At 56.6% G+C, this 17,968-nt stretch carries 8 protein-coding genes; 4 read left to right on the top strand and 4 right to left on the bottom strand.

All coding sequences use genetic code 11. The annotated features are described in order from the left end of the window. From ACRC4F_RS02875 to ACRC4F_RS02860, 4 genes are all read left to right on the top strand, one after another. Positions 1-527 (top strand): GntT/GntP/DsdX family permease (locus ACRC4F_RS02875; protein ID WP_438657993.1); only part of this gene is annotated, 527 nt, incomplete at its 5' end. Positions 528-542: 15 nt separating this feature from the next. Beyond that, on the top strand, positions 543-1,403 hold the full coding sequence (locus ACRC4F_RS02870; protein ID WP_219096629.1) for a MurR/RpiR family transcriptional regulator: 861 nt from the start codon (positions 543-545) through the stop codon (positions 1,401-1,403). 1 nt (position 1,404) lies between these two features. Beyond that, positions 1,405-2,862 (top strand): N-acyl-D-amino-acid deacylase family protein, encoded by a 1,458-nt coding sequence (locus tag ACRC4F_RS02865; protein ID WP_438657992.1) that lies wholly within the window; start codon positions 1,405-1,407, stop codon positions 2,860-2,862. Positions 2,863-2,982: 120 nt separating this feature from the next. Then, positions 2,983-3,351, top strand: coding sequence for a glyoxalase superfamily protein (locus ACRC4F_RS02860; RefSeq protein ID WP_438657991.1), 369 nt, complete (start codon positions 2,983-2,985; stop codon positions 3,349-3,351). A 14-nt stretch (positions 3,352-3,365) separates the two neighbouring features. Here the strand turns inward: ACRC4F_RS02860 and ACRC4F_RS02855 are convergent, their stop codons facing one another. From ACRC4F_RS02855 to ACRC4F_RS02840, 4 genes are read right to left on the bottom strand one after another with little or no spacing between them, the layout of a single operon-like run. After that, the gene (locus ACRC4F_RS02855) at positions 3,366-6,158 is read right to left on the bottom strand and encodes an RHS repeat-associated core domain-containing protein (RefSeq protein ID WP_438657990.1); all 2,793 of its coding nucleotides are present in this window, start codon (positions 6,156-6,158) and stop codon (positions 3,366-3,368) included. Beyond that, positions 6,155-10,672: a SpvB/TcaC N-terminal domain-containing protein gene (locus ACRC4F_RS02850; RefSeq protein WP_438657989.1), complete on the bottom strand. Its 4,518-nt coding sequence runs from the start codon at positions 10,670-10,672 to the stop codon at positions 6,155-6,157. The genes ACRC4F_RS02855 and ACRC4F_RS02850 overlap by 4 nt, the downstream gene beginning before the upstream one ends. After that, positions 10,669-14,496 (bottom strand): neuraminidase-like domain-containing protein, encoded by a 3,828-nt coding sequence (locus ACRC4F_RS02845; RefSeq protein WP_438657988.1) that lies wholly within the window; start codon positions 14,494-14,496, stop codon positions 10,669-10,671. Before ACRC4F_RS02845 ends, ACRC4F_RS02850 begins: the two co-directional genes overlap by 4 nt. 26 nt (positions 14,497-14,522) lie before the next feature. After that, on the bottom strand, positions 14,523-17,876 hold the full coding sequence (locus ACRC4F_RS02840; RefSeq protein WP_438657987.1) for a Tc toxin subunit A: 3,354 nt from the start codon (positions 17,874-17,876) through the stop codon (positions 14,523-14,525). Positions 17,877-17,968: the final 92 nt, after the last annotated feature.

Here is a 17,968-nt window from a genome sequence, read left to right as displayed (position 1 = left end):
CGCTGCTGCTGGCGACGTTGCTGAGCTTCTGGACCCTCGGCATCGCTCAGGGCTTCAGCCGCGAATCGATTCTGAAATTCACCAACGAATGCCTGGCGCCGACTGCCAGCATCACCTTGCTGGTCGGCGCCGGCGGTGGCTTGAACCGGATTCTGGTGGACGCCGGCGTGACCACCCAGATCGTCAGCCTGGCCGATGAATTTCACCTGTCACCGCTGATCATGGGCTGGCTGTTTGCGGCGTTGATGCGCATCGCCACCGGCTCCGCCACCGTGGCCATGACCACGGCCTCGGGGATCGTGGCGCCGGTGGCCATCGGTCTGGGTTATCCGCATCCGGAATTGCTGGTACTGGCGACCGGTGCCGGGTCGGTTATCTTTTCCCACGTCAACGACGGCGGCTTCTGGTTGATCAAGGAATACTTCAACATGACCGTTGCCCAGACCTTCAAGACCTGGACCGTGCTCGAGACCATTATTTCGGTGGTGGCTTTTGCGCTGACCGTGGGTCTTTCTTACCTGATTTAACCGGAGCCGCCTGCCATGGACATCCTCTATCAGATCCGCGCCCGCCAGGATTCTTTCAGCGCCGGTGAAGGACGCATCGCGCGGCTGATGCTCGACGACGTCGGCTTTGCCTCCGCCGCCAGTCTCGATGAGTTGGCGCAGCGAGCGGAAGTCAGCACCGCCACGCTGTCGCGGTTCGCCCGCACCGTCGGCTGTCGCGACTTGCGCGATCTGCGCCTGCAACTGGCCCAGGCCAGCGGCGTCGGCAGCCGTTTCCTCGACCCGGCAGGGACACCTGACCAATCCGCGTTTTACGGACAAATCGTCGGCGATATCGAGTCGACCTTGCGCCAGCACTTGTCGGCGTTCGACGAGTCACGTTTCGCCGATGCGGTAAAACTGCTGGGCAAGGCGCGGATGATTCATGCATTCGGCATGGGCGGTTGCTCGACCTTGTGCAGCGATGAACTGCAAGTGCGGCTGGTGCGATTCGGCTACCCGATTGCGGCGTGCCACGACCCGGTGATGATGCGCGTCACCGCTGCCAGCCTCGATGCCGAGCGCGCTGTGATTGCCTGCTCGCTGACCGGCATCACCCCCGAACTCATCGAAGCCGTCGAACTGGCCCGCAACTACGGCGCACGGATTATCGCCATCACCCGCGCCGATTCGCCGCTGGCGCAATTGGCCGATGTGCTGCTGCCGCTGCAAGGCGTCGAGACCTCGTTCATCTACAAACCCACGGCGGCGCGCTACGGCATGCTGCTGGCCATCGACGTGCTTGCCACCGAGCTGGCGCTGGCCAATCCTGAAAACAATCAAGAACGTCTGCGGCGGATCAAGCTCGCCCTCGACGATTACCGCGGTGGCGACGATCACTTGCCGCTGGGAGACTGACATGAAGTACGACACGCTGATCCGTAACGCCCTGATCATCGACGGCAGCAACAGCCCGGGTTACTCCGCCGACGTGGCGATTCTGAACGGCCGCATCGAACGCATCGGTGACTTGCACGATGCCACCGGCAACGAAGAAATCGACGCCGCCGGCCGCGTGCTGGCGCCTGGTTTTATCGATGTGCACACCCACGACGATACGGTGGTGATTCGCCAGCCGCAGATGTTGCCCAAACTCAGCCAGGGCGTGACCACGGTGATTGTCGGCAACTGCGGGATCAGCGCGTCTCCGGTGAGTTTGCGCGGCGATCCGCCGGACCCGATGAACCTGCTCGGCACCTCGGCAGCCTTTGTTTATCCGACGTTCCGCGATTACCGTGCAGCGGTCGAAGCGGCGAACACCACGCTGAACGTCGCTGCACTGGTCGGCCACACCGCGTTGCGCAGCAACCACCTCGACGACCTGTTCCGCACCGCCAGGCCGGACGAAATCAGCGCGATGCGCGAGCAACTGCGCGAAAGCCTTGAAGCCGGCGCGTTGGGGTTATCCACCGGTCTCGCCTACGCCAGCGCGTTCTCGGCGTCCACCGATGAGGTGATGCAACTGACCGAAGAACTGACGGCGTTCGGCGCGGTGTACACCACCCATTTGCGCAGCGAATTCGAACCGGTGCTGGAGGCCATGGACGAGGCGTTCCAGATCGGCCGCCATGCGAAATCCCCGGTGATCATTTCCCACCTCAAATGCGCCGGCGCAGGTAACTGGGGGCGCAGTCCGCAACTGCTGGCCTCGCTTGAGGAGGCTGCGAAAACTCATCCGGTGGGCTGCGATTGTTATCCCTACGCGGCGAGTTCTTCGACACTGGACCTCAAGCAAGTCACCGACGCCCATCGCATCACCATCACCTGGTCCACGCCTCATCCGGAGTTGGGCGGTCGCGACCTGATGGACATCGCCGCTGAATGGAACGTGCCCCTGCTCGAAGCGGCTCGCCGCTTGCAACCGGCCGGCGCGGTGTACTACGGAATGGACGAGGCTGATGTACGAAGAATCCTCGCCCATCCGTTGTCGATGGTGGGGTCTGACGGATTGCCGGAAGATCCGTTCCCGCATCCGCGCCTGTGGGGCGCCTTCCCACGAGTGCTCGGGCATTTCAGTCGCGATGTGGGGTTATTTCCGCTGCACACCGCCGTACACAAAATGACCGGGCTGTCGGCGGCGCGCTTTGGCTTGAATCAACGGGGTGAAATCCGTGAAGGGCATTGGGCGGATCTGGTGTTGTTCGATCCGCTGACCATTCGCGACGTGGCGGACTTCAGTGATCCGCAACGGGCGGCGGAGGGGATTGAGGGGGTGTGGGTCAACGGTGTATTGAGTTACAGCGAAGGTCAGGCGAACGGCGAACGGGCAGGGCGGTTTCTGGCGCGGGAAGGGGATTTGCGTGACGGCTTTCAGTAAAGATTCCGAGGAGTCCGTCACAGTAGTGGCACATTGCAATTAAAGAAAGCTTTCACCAAGCCGAAGCGCTGACATGCAGCCCAACTACAATGGGTGTCTTTTCAGTCAGGGAGCAACCCAATGAGCTTTGGCAAAACCACCCCGATCCTGCGGATTTTCGACGAGACCAAGGCATTGGAGTTCTACGTCGACTTCCTGGGATTCACGGTCGACTGGCAGCATCGTTTTGAAGCCAATTTCCCGCTGTACCTGCAAGTCTCCCGGGGCGAATGCGTGCTGCACCTGTCCGAGCACCATGGCGACAGCACACCGGGTTCGGCCTTGCGGATCGAAACTGACGAGCTCGAGGCGTTCCAGCAGCAACTGCTGGCGAAGGACTATGCGTTTTCGCACCCGCAGATCCAGGCCATGCCCTGGGGAAGCCAGGACATGACCATCAGTGATCCGTTTGGTAACCGGTTGGTGTTTACCAATGCGATCTGCATGTAAAAAACAACAGCGCCTTACGGGTTGGCGGCGCGCTGGTAATGGGTTCTGGATGAGCGCATCGACTGCATATGCGCGGCGTAGTCAGTGCGTTCCAGTCGGCCGGTGGGGATGTTGATGTCCCTCGGGATCAAGGCATTGCAGTTCATGCAGGTGGGGAAATCGGTTGCCTGCTCAGTGTTCGAAACTCCTTTGAGCCGTTGAGTCATCACGAAGATGTCTTCAAGCCGGACGCTTGCACCCAACGGGCTGTTGAGCAACGCGTTTCTGCTCCGCACTTCCGCATGACGCCCGGGGGTGCCGGACTGGATGGGGAATAAATGCCCGGAGTGACCTAGATGGTCGCGGATGTCCCTGGCCAGCGCCGGATGCAGGGCTACGTCACTGCGATTAGCGTAATCGCGTTCAACTTGAGCCATGTAGATTTCCGGTTGGGTGACTTCAAAGATTCCCAAGTCTCCCGGCCCGCTTGTTGAGGGAAAGGGATTGCGGTAGAGGGCGATCCCGGGATAGGGCCTGTCCCCCAGCTGTTCAGGTAGGTTGAAATGCTCCCAGGACGAAAAGCTGCCGTCTACCGAAGTGACCGCTGCGTGTGCGGTGTATTCATTCAGTTTATTTTTCGTGTAGGTCCTGAATGATGGCTGAGTGGCCTCGACCCCGGCGATTTCCTTGGGTGTCAGAGGGTTTGTCCGATTGGGGAATTGAGCTTTCAGCGCGGCCAGCCTCTCGTCCTTTGCTGCTGCCAATAACCTGGGGGCATCGGTCATCGAAACGGTTTTTTCGGAAAAACGGTCGTAGTAGTCCAGCACGATGGGAACGTTGACCAGATCATCGCGCCCCAGCCCCCGCGAATCAGCAAATCGCACCGGGTTATTCCCGACCATGCAATACAGGTTCAACCCGTCGGCCGCGCCCGCCGGGTCCGGATTGATCCATCGTTGCAACCATGGCGCGTAATAGCGCTGGCCGTAGTAATACAGCCCGCTGGCATCACGCTCCTTGCCCGAGTAACGAAGGGTTCTGTATTTCGCCTCCAACACGTTACGTGCCGCTCTCCACGCCGTGCCGCCAAAGGGGTAATAACCTTCCTCGCTAAGGAGATTGCCTTCGGCATCCAGCTCCAGGATGTTGGACCCCAGGTGATCATCAAAACTGAAGCGCAATGCGTCATTGCGGATGGCGGACGGTGTTCCCAGGCTCCAGTGCAGGCATCGAACGCTGCAGTTCCCCGCCTGAACAGTGATGACCTCAAGTTTTTCCGCTGTGCTTTCCCGGATTTCCAGGCCAGGCAAGTAAAGTACGTCGTGGCAGTGGGTGAGTACGTGAGCCTTTTGGGTTTGTCGTTTGCGAACACGCTGGCCGTTGCCATCGTAGAGGTAGCTTTCCGTATCGGCTTGCTGCTCTGTACGCTCTACCAGGGTCACGCTTTGTAATCGGTTACGCGCGTTCCACAGCAGCGGCTGTGCGGTTTGCAAGGCTTGCAGATTACCGTTGGCATCGAAGCCGGTTGCGAAGTCGGGTTGTGGATCACCTGATTTCCAAGACAACCCACGATTGCTGTCGGGGGCGATGCGCATCTCGCGTGTGTAATTCTTGCCCACACGCTGATGTCGAAGCTTGATCAGGTTGGCGCGTTCATCGTAAGTGTAGAACTGTGTGAAATTGAGCAACCGGCTTCGGTCACTCGGGGTTGTGGCCCAGTCGGGAAGCGATGCGTGGATGTCTGCTCCGTCCTCTTCTCGCCCCGTCGCCTTGACCAGCTGGTACAGACTGTCATAGACATACGCGCTAACCGGTTTAACCAGTTGATTGGCATTGTGCTGCTCGGGTTTGCTGTGGTCTTCGACACTCAACACGTTGCCGACCGCGTCGTAGGCGTAATGCAGTTTCTGAAGAATGTGGGTGGTTGAGCGCGAAATGCGCCGTTGAATCATGCGGCCGTTTTCAGGCGTGTAATCCGCCGCGCTGGTGATCTTGTTTCCCAGCACTTGCGATTCAATTTGACCCTGGGCGTTATGGAGGACTTCGTCGAGAATGAGCCTCTGTAGAGTCGAGCCATGGAGTTGCAGGGTGACTTTCTCCAGCTGACCGGCGACATCGAACCAGAAGCGTTGCGTGTGCCCTTTGGCGTCTATTTGCTCGAGGACTTCGCCGGTCGGAGCGTAGCGCCAGACAGTGGTATGGCCGGTGCCGCTTTCGAGCAGCTCCTTGCGCCCGTCGAGATCTTCCGGCCAGTGGGCGGCTTGCTGATCTTTCAACAGATGGCGTGTCTGGTTAAGCAGCTTTCCCGTCAGGGCATACCCGGAAAAAAGCACGCTGCCCGCCGGATCATCGTGGCGGATCATCCGCCCACACCGGTTGGTTTTCGCATCGTCGGTCGAGCTGGCGGCATACGTGAAACGCTCGATGACCTGACGGGATTGCTCCGCGGATTCTTCGTGGATCGCTATTGGCCGCAATTGGTTGTCATAGTCGGTTTGCCAATGGCTACCGCGCGGGTCCCACATGTCCAGCACCTGGCCGGCTTCTCCAAAGAACGTCAGGCGCCAGCCGGCATCGATGCTGTCGACCAGAAGCGTGGCCCCTGACAGGCTGCTGACTTGCCTTGAGTCTGTGGTGGACAAGCCGACTGGGGCTGCGAGCGAGTAGTGCTCAACGGTCTGACCGCTGATGTCCTGCTGGAAACGCGTGATACGGGCTTCTGGCGTCTTGATCGCTTCATTGCACAAATAGCGGACTTCGCGCAGCGCAAGGCCACGGCCATCAATGACGTTCAGGGTCGGGGTGTGGCGATGAAGATTGACGCTCATTGCGCACCTCCGTGAGCCTGCGGGCCGGGTTGGGTGTCGTTCTCGTCTTCGACGATGGAATACCAGGGGTGCCAGGTGTGATGACGTTCGTCACCTTTGGCATTGATGACGCGAATGAGTCGACCCATGGGATCATGGAAATACTGATCGCAAAGGCCAGATTTGCGCAGGGATTCATCGTTGACGTAGCGGTGTCGGTCACTGAAATACGGCCGCCAGGTTCGCGTCACCAGGCCCTTGTTGTTGTATTCGATACGCTTGCTGACTCGCCAACGGAGGTCGACTGAGTGTTCCTGCGGTTTGTCGTCTACCCAATTCAATGTGCCGTCTTCGTTGACCGCTAACGCGGGTCCTGGCCCGACTTTCTGTTTGCTTTGCAACGACCGGCCAAAGCCATCCCGACACTCGACTCCGATGCGGATTTTTATGCTATCGACATCGTTGAGGTATCGATCTGCCTGCAATGTGGCGCAGTGGACCGGTTCGCGCTGCACGCTTTCGATCTGCGTCTGGAGTGCTTGTTCATAAGGTGTTTTATTGATGCCGTTACGAGCCAGACGCGCACGGGTGCTGGCGCGGATGTGCCCCCCTGGCAGCAGATCGCCCTTGGCAATTGCCACTTTGCACCAAGCCTGGTCCTGCTGTGTTGCGAGCGCAATGCGCCCCATCCAGCTGAACGCGTCGTAGAAGTAAGCGCTCGCGACTTGCTGTAATGCCTGGTCGGGGTTTTCGATAGCGAGGTCAGGTCGGCCGTGATAACGGCGGATATAAGTGGAGAGCGGCGCGAACCCGATCGTGCCATCGGCACTGCTTTTGTAATGGCTGATGGCGTGAAGCTGTCCGAATGCATCGTACGAAGCTTCCTGAACCACGTTGTTGGAGTCGGTGATGCGAGTGGATTGAAGTATTCGGTAATCAATATTGGAAGCTGTTGTCGTGCAGTTGTCCGGCAGTTTGATGCCGGTGGTCAGGCAGTCATAACGGTCATGGGTGAAGGTGGTTGATCCATGTTGCAGGCTCTGTTTAAAGCTCAGCGGTTTGAAAAAACCGTCCAGTTTTTTGTACGTGACGAAGCGGCGTCGTACCGACCACAGTTTGTCCTGCTTATCCCACTCGCTGTCGCTCGGCAAGGCGATGGGCATTTTCCTGTAGCCGGCGAGGTCCAGGCGTCGGGGCAAATCAAAAGATGGCGCCCGTGGCTTGAGTACGTCGTAAACACTCAACGCCAACTCATTGAGTTCGGCTGTTTCCGTGTGATCGAGCAACGCCTCTACACTGGCCTGGCCATCCGTCAAAGGACCACTGGCATCCGGATTCCTATAACGTTGTAACGACAGGCCGCTCAGGACCTGTCGGGTTTTCCATGCCGCCGAAGCACTCAGAATCAGCAGTGCCTCATGGTTGATGGCAGAAGGTGCAAGGCCTTCAGCCAGCGGCAATTTCGGCAGTTTCAGAGCATTTTTGCGTTGCAGATAGGGCAGGCCCAGCCGCCTGTGCTGCGCTGTGTCGATGTGAATGAATTGGGCTTTATGTTCGGTCAGGTAGTAGAACTGCTGGTCTTCGTCATGGGCGTCGACCCACCATTTTTTCTCCCAGACATCGGTGAAGGGGCAGGTATCGACCGCTGTCGTACGCCGGGCATAACTGATCTCCAGATAGTGGGTCAGGTAACCGTAGGCGTCCCAGCCCAGATTGACGGTGTGGGTACAGCGCGGATCTTCGGCGAAGCGCTCGTATTGATAGTGAATCGACTCCACGAGCACCGGGTGCAGGATCGAATACGGGCTGTGCCTGCCCTTACCCTTGAGTTCGTTGACCTTGTAACGATGTTGTTGCACCGAATATGGAAGCTTTGCCCTGTCGCCCTGATCCTGGCCGTAAACTTCTACCCGCAAGATACGTCCGTTCAGCGCCCGGGCGATTTCGCGCTGGCGGGCTTTCGACCCGCTATTGGCCGGAGCGTGCCGGTCGCTGCGCCGCCTCCGGCTTTCTTCAACGTCGTGGATGGTTTCTTTGAGCGGTACGGCTTTTTTGTCACTGTTATCTCGATCCTGGATCAAGGGATCGACTTCGTTGCCAACATGAAACCAGGTCTTGGTCAGTGTCGGTGCGGTCTGCGGATCGCTCATTTTATCGCCACCGTTGTCGGTTTGCACGAGCTGGCCGAAACCACGGAATTCGCGTTCGGTGCTGTCGTAGAAACCGCGCCGATACTTGAATGTCTGGGTCAGACGATTACCGGTGATTTCGTCGAATCGAATCTGCTTTTTGACCAGGAATAGCGGAAACGGCAAGCGTGGAACCGCCGGTTTGTTATGTTTGAGCGCTTGTTTTTTTTCGTCCAGCCACTCTTGTGCCGAGCTGCGGTAGCTGATGTTGCCGCTCGCGCCCATGTTGTTGTTGGTCGATTGCAGCAAATAGGGTTTGGTGCTGACGAAATCGCATCGCCAATGCCGTGGTGTTGCCCCGGGGGCGCTCAAAACCAGGCTGGAACAGCCGAGTCCTTGCAGGTCGGTGGCGTGGACCTGGCACAGCCGGTCATAGCTGAAACCCGCCGGCCAAGGCACGTCGATTGCCGGGCTCAGGCCATTGCCGCACAGGTTCATGAAAATGCGCGCGCAGTGGGATTCCAGATAAATAAGGTCTGCGCTTCCAGAACCGTCGAGGTCGGCCAGCAAAAGACGTGAGGCATCGAATGCTTCGAATGAAAAATCCAGTGTGGCGATCACCCGACCTTTACCAAAGCGTCCTCGCCCCAGGTTGGGCCAGCATTTCACCTCGTTATGGCGGATGCGGACCAGATGCTGTTGTCCGCTGCCCAGAAGATCGCTGAAGGCCGCCAATTCGCTTGATGAGTTGCCGGGCAGGGGCAGATCGTCCTCATCAGCCCCGCGATCTATTTCGGTTGCGGTGGCGAAGCCCGCGCCTTTCTGGTTGGCATACAGGCGAACACTGCGCGGGCCAAGCATCACCAGATCGTTGAGCCCGGCGCCCATCAGATTGGCCAGTTGCCCCTGAGGATGGAAGAACTCTGTCGGAACAGCGTCAAGCGCGGCAAAGTTCGACCAGGTGCCGTTGGGTTTCAACGTAAAGAAACCACTGAGCCCCGGCTGTGCCAGGACCCAGTTCGGGCGACCGTCCGAACTGAGGTTGCCGAGAAACTGTCGAGTGGGTTTGCGGCTGTCAGCTAACGGGAATTGCGGCAGATCGCCCAGCGCCCTGTATGTGACGCGATCCCCTCCCAGGTCATCTCGCACCGGTTGGCTGTACCGCCAGCTTTTGTCGGTACGGTGCAGCACTCCGGGCAGGCCTTCCCCCAGTAAGTCGAAGAATTGAAAGCGCTGTTGATGATTGAGTTCCGACAGCGCCTGGAACGGTTTGAAGCGCTGAACGTCAGGTTCAAGCGCAAAGTCGGTGTAGGTGAATTCGAGGGGCGGATGGAGCTCATCGGTGCTTTCGCTGTAAGCCTGGTCAAACGCTGCGCTCAGGCAGCTATAGGAATGAGGGCTGGTCTGATACTCGATCACGCTGCGGCGAACCAGCACCGGCTCGGGTCCCATTGATGTCTCATCGGGGAAGTGATGAAACATCAGAATCTGCCGGCATAAGCGTCGGGTTCGCAGCTCAAACCCAAAGGAAAAATCCGAGAAGGGATCGCTACGGGCCGGCGACGTTTTTGTGCTCCGATACGCGGGTTTTTCATCCAGTGCGGTGCTGCGCTCGCCGTAGTCGAAGCACACTTCGAAGTGCCAGCGTACATCCTGGAGTCCCCCGGCTTTGCATAAGTACAACTGAGCGTCAGCTTGAAAATTGCCATAACGAATTCGGTCGAGGTAACGCTGGGCGCGGCTGTCGGCAGGGTCCGGCAGCGAGGGCGGGTCCGCGTTGTACTCATAAACGATGTGCTCGCCATGAGGGTTCATGCTCTCTTCGAGCAACCACTCGCCCACGTGCGATAGTGCATCGGGATCTGCACGACGTGCCGATGGGGTTTTTCCAAACAGATGCTGGCTGCCGTCGGCGTTATGTATCAGCCAGTAGCCCGGTTCGTCCGTAGCGCTGGACCAATGCTCGATCAGGTTGAAGGCGGTTTCGATGCGCGGTCGATAGCGCACGACCGTGTGTTCGACCAGCCGAGTGCCGTCGCTGCAAAGCTTTTGGCTGGACTCGATGACGCCGGTGATCCGGTCCCGCACAGGCATAAGAACCTCGGCGTCGGGGCCGATGAATAAATCGTCACGGGTGTAGGCCGGAACGCCCGGCTGGGTGCGCCGTGAGACAAGCGGCAGCGAAAGTTTCCAACCCATACCGAACACCCCGTTGCCTTGGGCGCTGCTGTAGCGCAAGGCGAGCGTCGGGGCATATCCGCGACCGGGTGAAACGGCTAGCGGAATCTCGCAGGAAGCGGTCCCGCTGGAGCCGATTGCACCCAGGCCATCACCGATGCCTTGAATCGCCCCTCCACCTTTTGGCAAAGCAGGAGGGGAGACAGGGAGGGCGGCGTCTTCGCTCATTGCGCACCTCCGTTCGCCCTGGCCGTGTACTGCACATGCACGATGATATCGGTCAGGGATTCGAGCATGCTTTTCTGAGCGGCATGATTGGGGAATGACAACTGCCATCTCGATACCGCACCGGTGTACTCGAACGGCAGGTAACGTTCATCCTGAAAGCTCAAGGTGAACAGGCCGCTGTCGTCGATACCGGTCGACAGGGCAATTTGCTGATTGGCCCGCAAGCTGGTCATGAGCGTCTTGTCGGCGCCGGGCATCACGACTCCGCTGCTGGTCTGGGTCAGCGTGGCACGGATATCTTCATAAGGGCCGAGGAGGGCCGGCAGGGAGATACTGATGCTCTTGATCCGGCGCAGACAGTGCCCCGGGTAGTCGTTGTCATAAAGGGCTTGCGTCAATTCGAACTCGCATGAGCCGGTATCGATCAGGGTGGATTTGACTCCTTTGGTCGAGAGGTTGTTTGTACCGATGGAATCGTCCCAAGGCTTGTTGATCGAGGGCGCGGACGTATCCGTGACGCCTTTCCTGATTTCCCCCTTCGCATGGAGCTGTCGTAACGACACAGTCTTGCGGATTTCCAGCTCGCGTTCGTTGCCCAGAAGATAGGCACTTTTCATCTTCAGCAAACCCAACTTCATCCCTTCGCCCGGACCGAGCCCACGATAGGTGCTGTTCCAAGCCTGAGGTTGAAAAAACGGCTGCGCAGAGTAGTCGACCATTTCGTAGCGCCAACACCGTTCAGTGAGCTGGCACAGCGACAACGTTGCGTCATACACCTGGTAATAGAAACCGGACAATTGATAGGTGAACCATTGATACATCTGTGAGCTGGTAAAACGCTTGCTGAGGAAGTCATAAGAAGTCCTGGCTTGTCTCAGGGACGTTTGAGTCTGGCGTAACAGCAACAGGGAGGCGGTTTCCCGTTCGACCTCCAGGGCAAGCTGTGCATCGAACTGCTTGATTTCGAGCCGGGCTTGATCGCGGGCCAGGACCCACTCCTGATGGCGACGACGATAGTGTGCTGCACGTTCGAGCACCTCGCCGGTGCCATGAGCGGCGGCGGCCAATCCTTGCGCGCCTGCCATCACGGCAAAGGGCACCCCTTCGATACGATGTCCGCCGTCGGCCAGACCAAAAATGTTGGGGACTACTTTCAGTCCCTGAGCCACCACATGGGCTGCGTGTGCGCTTGCTTCGGCAATGCGTCCTGTCAGGTGCGCTGCAGCCGCGGCAATTTCTTCTGAATTGACCCCGTCATTGACCAGGCCGCTGTAGTAATCCAGCCGTGCTTGCACAATGGCTTTACTGGCTAACAGGGCTTCTTTGTTTTTCTGATCGATCTTTAACGCCTGGGTTTGCAAGTCAACGGCAATGTTCGCCAAATCCCAGATGTGATGTTGTTGAAGTTCCTGATAGTTGGCCTGCTCGCTGCGTTCGATGAATGACAATAACGTTGCGCCGAACTGAATCACTGTCTCTACCGCCAACATGGCGTGGGTATGCAGTGTGCTGAAGCGGTAAGGCGGGATTTCCGACCCCGGTCGCTCGTTTATTCCAGGTTCTGCGGCACGCTGGGGATTGGACGCGGGCCGGTTATCGGGTGTTACGGATGCTGCGAAAAGCGGGATCCTCATGGGCCTGCCGACAATGTCCAGATTGTGTCTGAGGTTGTGCAGACGGCTCTCCAGCTTTTCCCAGCGTGCGATCAGCACCGGGTTGAACGGCAAACGCAAATGGGGCGTATCGATCGTGTGCACCGAAAGCGCCGGAGCAAAGGGACGGATGCACATTTGAGGGGCTTGTTCGGGAGAGTCGGATTGGTGTTTTTTTTCTTTACCCAGTTTATTTTCAAACGCCCGAAGTTCCTCATTTTTCTCGGTACTGAAGTCTTTCAGTTTGACGGTGGTCCACAGGTCGGTTTGTTTGAGATCCGGGCGAGGCCCCATCAAATCCTGTGCGCGGATGTACCACAGCTTCGCTTCAGTCAGTCCGTCGGGAGTTAATGTGCGATAGGCCGCATCGCCACGATTGAGCAAGATATCGATGTAAAGCATGTACAAGGCTTTGCGAAAGTGCACCGGGTGACTGAGGGCAATTTGATGCGGGTCTTGTGGGCCCTGGATGGCGTAGGTGGTTTGACCAAGTGCTGGAATATCGGGATCTTGCAACACGACTGCGTTCCAGTACTCGGGATTTTTGTCTTTGACCGCTTTGCGCCCGGGGTTGAACAAGTAATGCAGCCAGCGTTCCGCTTCGCTGTATTGGCCTTCAACGTTGAAGCGATGTGCAATTACCCATGGAAGGTACAAGAACAACTCGACGAAGTAGCGGCCATAGGCTCCGTAGAAGTCCATCTTGTCTGGGGTTCCGGGTTTTTTGAGCACCGGTTCTTTCAGGGTTTGAGCATCCCAGCTCAGTAGCGAGTCCATGCTTGTTTCAGCGCGCTCGATCAAATGCTTGGCGAATGTGATGTTCAAGCGAATGGGGGCGCGTTTCTGTCGGGGTGGGTGGCTGTAATCGCTGAGATGGATGGCCGAGCGTCCGAAGTCAATAAACTCCGTAGTGCCTGAAACAGCGTCGTTCCATGTCTTTATTTCTGGAGCGGTTTCGGAGGCAGAGCTGGAGTACTTGGATTGAAAGGTCCTGTTACTTTGCCACCCTGTTGGCAATTCGGGAATGTTGCTGAGTTCAGCTATCTGTTCGGCTTTTGAGTCCTTGTCAATGTAGGTTGCCAACATGAACAGCGGCGCGATCTGCTCCGTTGATAAGCCGGTCTGGTAAACATATACACAGATGAACAACGAGTCCGGAGAGTGCGACTGATCCTGAATTGCAATGGTTTGTGTCCTTTCCCTGAGGGAGGTTGAGTTTAAGCTGTGTAGCTCGTCATTCAAGCCTTGCCCCTGCAGATAGGTCTGCGGCGCGCTCCAGCTTCCGTCGTATTTTTTGTAGCAAAGATGCAAACGGAACAGCGGGCGGTTTGGGTCTTTGTCGCTCTGTGTTGAATCGCTCGGCTTTGGCTTGTCTTGAAAGATGCATTCAGCCCAAATCACATAGAGGCGATTGTTGAACATGACCGGGCGAATGGTGTGTTCGATGGCGCTTTCGGAAATCGGCAGGTTGATACGCTCCCAGTCCGACCAGGCTTGTGGCTCGGGTGCATCGTATTTATTGGAAGAGCCCGGTATTGACGGGCGGCGCGACATGTCCAGCGACCGCCAGTAATACGTGCCGGCAGTGGGGGATTTGGCAATGAAGTAATAAGTACTATTGGCGAAATCTTCTCCGTCGATGTAGCCATTGATCGTGGTCAGATTGGCGACTTCTTCGAACCTTGAGAGATAGGCCAACACTGCTGTCTGAACGGACTCGGCAGAGACTTGATTCTGGTTGATGTCGTTTTCCAGTTGCTGAAAACTGGCGGTCCTGAGGTTGCGAAGGGTCGGGTCCAGATAAAGCGCCGGAAAATAATGCACGCGTTGATTGGCGGCCCAGGTCGAATAGTGATGCATCACCGTGCGCCAGGTCTCGACCTGATCTTTGGGGAATTGCGTGGTGTGATATCCCGGCTCCATGTTGTTCAGAATGCTGGTGATGTATTGCTGCAGGCTGGCAGTCGCACAGGCAACCAGGCTGGTGGGCACATCCTGGCTGACCAGCACATCGAGCAACCAGTAATGGTAGAGGTCACCGGCGGTTTTCAGATGCTCTGCGATGTTCAGTGACTTCAGTGTCGCGTCTTCCGGCACGATGTCTGAAAGGTAAAACGCGAGTTGAGCGTCACGCAGGCTTTCGGCGAGTTGCTTTTCAATAGAGGCAGACATGTTCATTCCTTGAGCATGTAGTGGAATCAGTGACTGGCAGCGATGACGGCTTCGCCGACTTTTTTCCAGGTATCGGGTTCGCTGTCGTTGTTCAGGGCTGTAGCGCCAAGCAGGGATGCCGCGCTCAGTCCCGTGGCTATGCAAGTTGCATGGCAGCGCATGAGCCAATCCAGGTCCTTCATGGTTTGAGCTTTTTTACTGTCCAGCCGGGCGGTTAACACAGTGACTTCGGTGGCATCCCAGTTCAGCAGTGTGGCCGCAGAGTTGTTGATTGCCGTAATGAGCACTGTTGAGTTGGCAAGCTCCAGATAACCCAGAAGACTTTCCTCGTGTTGATGGGTGATCATGAAATGGTTGAAGCGATCAAACAGGTACATGCTGTGCAGACTCAATTTCAGCTTGGAGTCTGAACTTCCCAGCCAGTCTGGATGCTTCAGAAACAGGTGCAGTGCCCTGTTGCTCAGGTTCAACTGAACGGTAGCTTCGGCATGACGCAAGACCGGATGGAGTGCGTCGGGAAGTTGGGTCAAGCGTTCATCATGCAGTGCTGCGGTCAGGATTTGGTAAACCGATGCTCCTGCCCATGACACCACGCCTTTGGCGCAATTCATGGGTAGTTGGCAGATGTTCTGCAGAAACTTTTCTACCGTATGCAGCTGTCGTTCATGGGCCAGCAATAACAAGTCGTAGAGTTTCTTTTTGGTTTGCTGCTGTATCCGGGCGTTTTTATCGGGGTCCTTGTCCAGTACCTGCGCATTGATGAGCTGGTCCAGAGCGGTATTCAGTTTTTGCGGCACATCGTCCTCGATAGCCGCTGCAAAGCTTATCAACAGCCCTTTATCGTCAAGCAGCGTTGCAGCCAACACCGTACGCCATGCGACATTTTCCGGAAGCGAGAGCTTTGCTATCTCTTGAGGCGTTACCGCGGCCGCTTTCGTATCGCGGCTCAGTTGGCCGAGGTGTTGCTGCAAACCCAGGAACCCGTGATCAGCGCTATTCCTTGGCTCCAGAAGGCGTTGCAGTTTGGTGATGCTGAAGACGGACTCATTGAGCCAACTCGTTAGCCAGTCCATTTGCATCAGCACATCAAATATCGATGCGTCGGCTTTGGTGTCTATGGTCACTTTGGTATCGGTGTAAATCATGGTTCTTTCACGATTTTTACGCTCGTACCGTATCGCCGTCGTAAGAGCCGATTTGCCGGCAGTTGCTGCCTCAAACGCACCGTTGATCAGTGTCATGGGCATGCCCGCTAAAGAAATTTCTTTTTTTGAGGCCGCGGTACCGATTTGGCTGATCGTGATGCTGGGTATCGCTTCGGAGTCGCCTGGAAACTGTACTAAAAGCTCATTGACGGTATCGGAATTGGCAAACCATGACGTAGTAGTTGTCAGTGTTGAGCCCGGGAGCAGCAGGGCGGGCCTTTCCGGGCCTGACGGGGTGGCCAGTTGATAATATGCAACCACCTCGAATTTTTCCTGTCCGCGCTCGGCAGTGATGCGCAGGGTACAAATGCCTGTGTTTCCATTTGTCAGGCATCTGGTAATGCTCTCCCCTCCCAGCCATTTCGCCAGCGTTGCGCATTCCGCGATCGAAATGCCGAATAGTCGGGCAATCCGCGCTTGCCGGTAGATTGAAGACAAGGTGCGCAAATCACATTTGAGCGAGCCAAGGAATTGCTCGGTGTTTTTGACGATATGCAATAAAGAATCCTCCGTCAGGGCAACACCCAGGCTGGCACTCAGGTGCTGGAGGATGGTGTGGGAGGTCGGGTCCGAGTTGTCAGCAGTGAAGGTGCGACCATCGAGTGCAAGCGGTTTATCGAACAACTGGGCCCGGTTGAATACCCGGTCGAATAACGAGGGAGCCTCTCTGTTGGAATAGGGCGTAACCTGGTGAAGCAATGCACCGAACTCTTCAGCGTCGATCGAGTACCGCCGGTTGAAATAGCGATAGATCCCCAAGACGCTGACTGTATGAGCGTCGAGTTGCATGGATGTATTGCGCGGTATCTGGGATTCGAATGCACTGACGATCAGACTGTCCAGATCGGCAAAAGGAATGTCGAGCCAGCGGTGCAGGCGGATCATTCGATTCAGGCGTTCGAGACGTCGGTCAGTCAACTGATCGATCCTCTTGGTACTTCCCTTTTTTGTATTCCCCTTTTTGTTGACGAGCTTCAAAGTGGCGCAGGCAGAGTGAGGGCCGTTGACATAGCGGGCGCCGTACGGCACCGGCGTTTTCGTCAAGTCACTGGTTGATTTTCGTGGCGCATGTTTGCCTAGCGCGAGCAGCATTTCCATTTGCTCGGCATTCAGCCCGGTACGCTCCAGAAAGGTGTTCAGGTTCCTCAGGCTGGAAGGCTTGCTGATGCCATAGTTTTTTTTCCAGTAAAGCGTTCTGGCGTCGAGTTCCATCTGTTCGAGAGACTTTAGATTGCCCGTTTCAGTCAGAAATTTTTCATTCAGTAATTCATCTGTCAGCACTTTCTGCTGTTGAGGGCCCAGGCCAGACATCAATTTCCGGGCGTCGGCAGAAGTAGCGCTCAGCACGTTGCCGTATTGATTATCGATGGTCTGTGTAAGAGGCAGATGAGTGCTGATCAGATAATTCAATTCTCCCAGCGATAGCCTCTTCGCGCTAAACCCCAGCAGGCATTGATGATGAAAAAATTCGTAGGGAAGCGCGAAGGGATAACACTTTTGCGCCAATACTTGATACGCCGATTTGCCCTCGTCAGTGGTGCCCTTTATCGCCTCCTGAATGTTCTCGTCCAGGATTTGATTGACGATCTTGAGCATGGGTTGTGCAGTGAAGGTGCTTTGGTGGTCGATCGATAGCTTTTCAAGATCTGGACGGCGCTGGTGCAGCGGGATTCGATTGGCTTTTTCAGCGGCCGATTCAGACGTACTGCTTTCCAGTTGTTTGGCGAACAGATACAGCGCCCTGAGGTAGGCAACGGGTGAGTCGATAGCGGCGATCGAATCGATTTTGCAGGCGTCGTTCCAGTTCTCCTGAAACAGATTGGTGTAGGTCGGACCCTGTTTGTCCACACCGCGAATACCGGGAGGGTGCCAGTGATGCTGTGGTCCCGGGGATGAGAGTTGCTGCTCCCGATACAAGTGGCTTATCTGCGCGGCGAAACACTTTGCGTTGTCGTAAAGTTTTCCAAGATCGATATCTTTGAAATTTTCCTTGGTGGTTCCATCCTTCTCAGTGATGAGATTGTGAAGCTTGAAGCGTTCGTTGAATTCGGCTTCGGTGAATCGAACAACATCGAAAACCGACGTCAGCTTCAATGTGGTTTTGAAATATGTTTGCAGTTTTTCGTCGGTGCTGCTGGTCTTGATCAGCGACTGAAGTAATGGAAAGTCGTCCATGCCGATAAGCTTCCTGTGAAGTGGAGCCATCGACTTTACTGCGGGAGGTGGATGCGCGCCGTCAGCGCTGCAACATGCGAAGAGGTGGAAAC

Origin of the sequence: Pseudomonas sp., assembly GCF_051660785.1 — a bacterium.
GTDB lineage: Bacteria > Pseudomonadota > Gammaproteobacteria > Pseudomonadales > Pseudomonadaceae > Aquipseudomonas.
The sequence above is the reverse complement of the archived record's forward strand: the minus strand, read 5'-3'. Positions and strand labels throughout refer to the sequence as shown.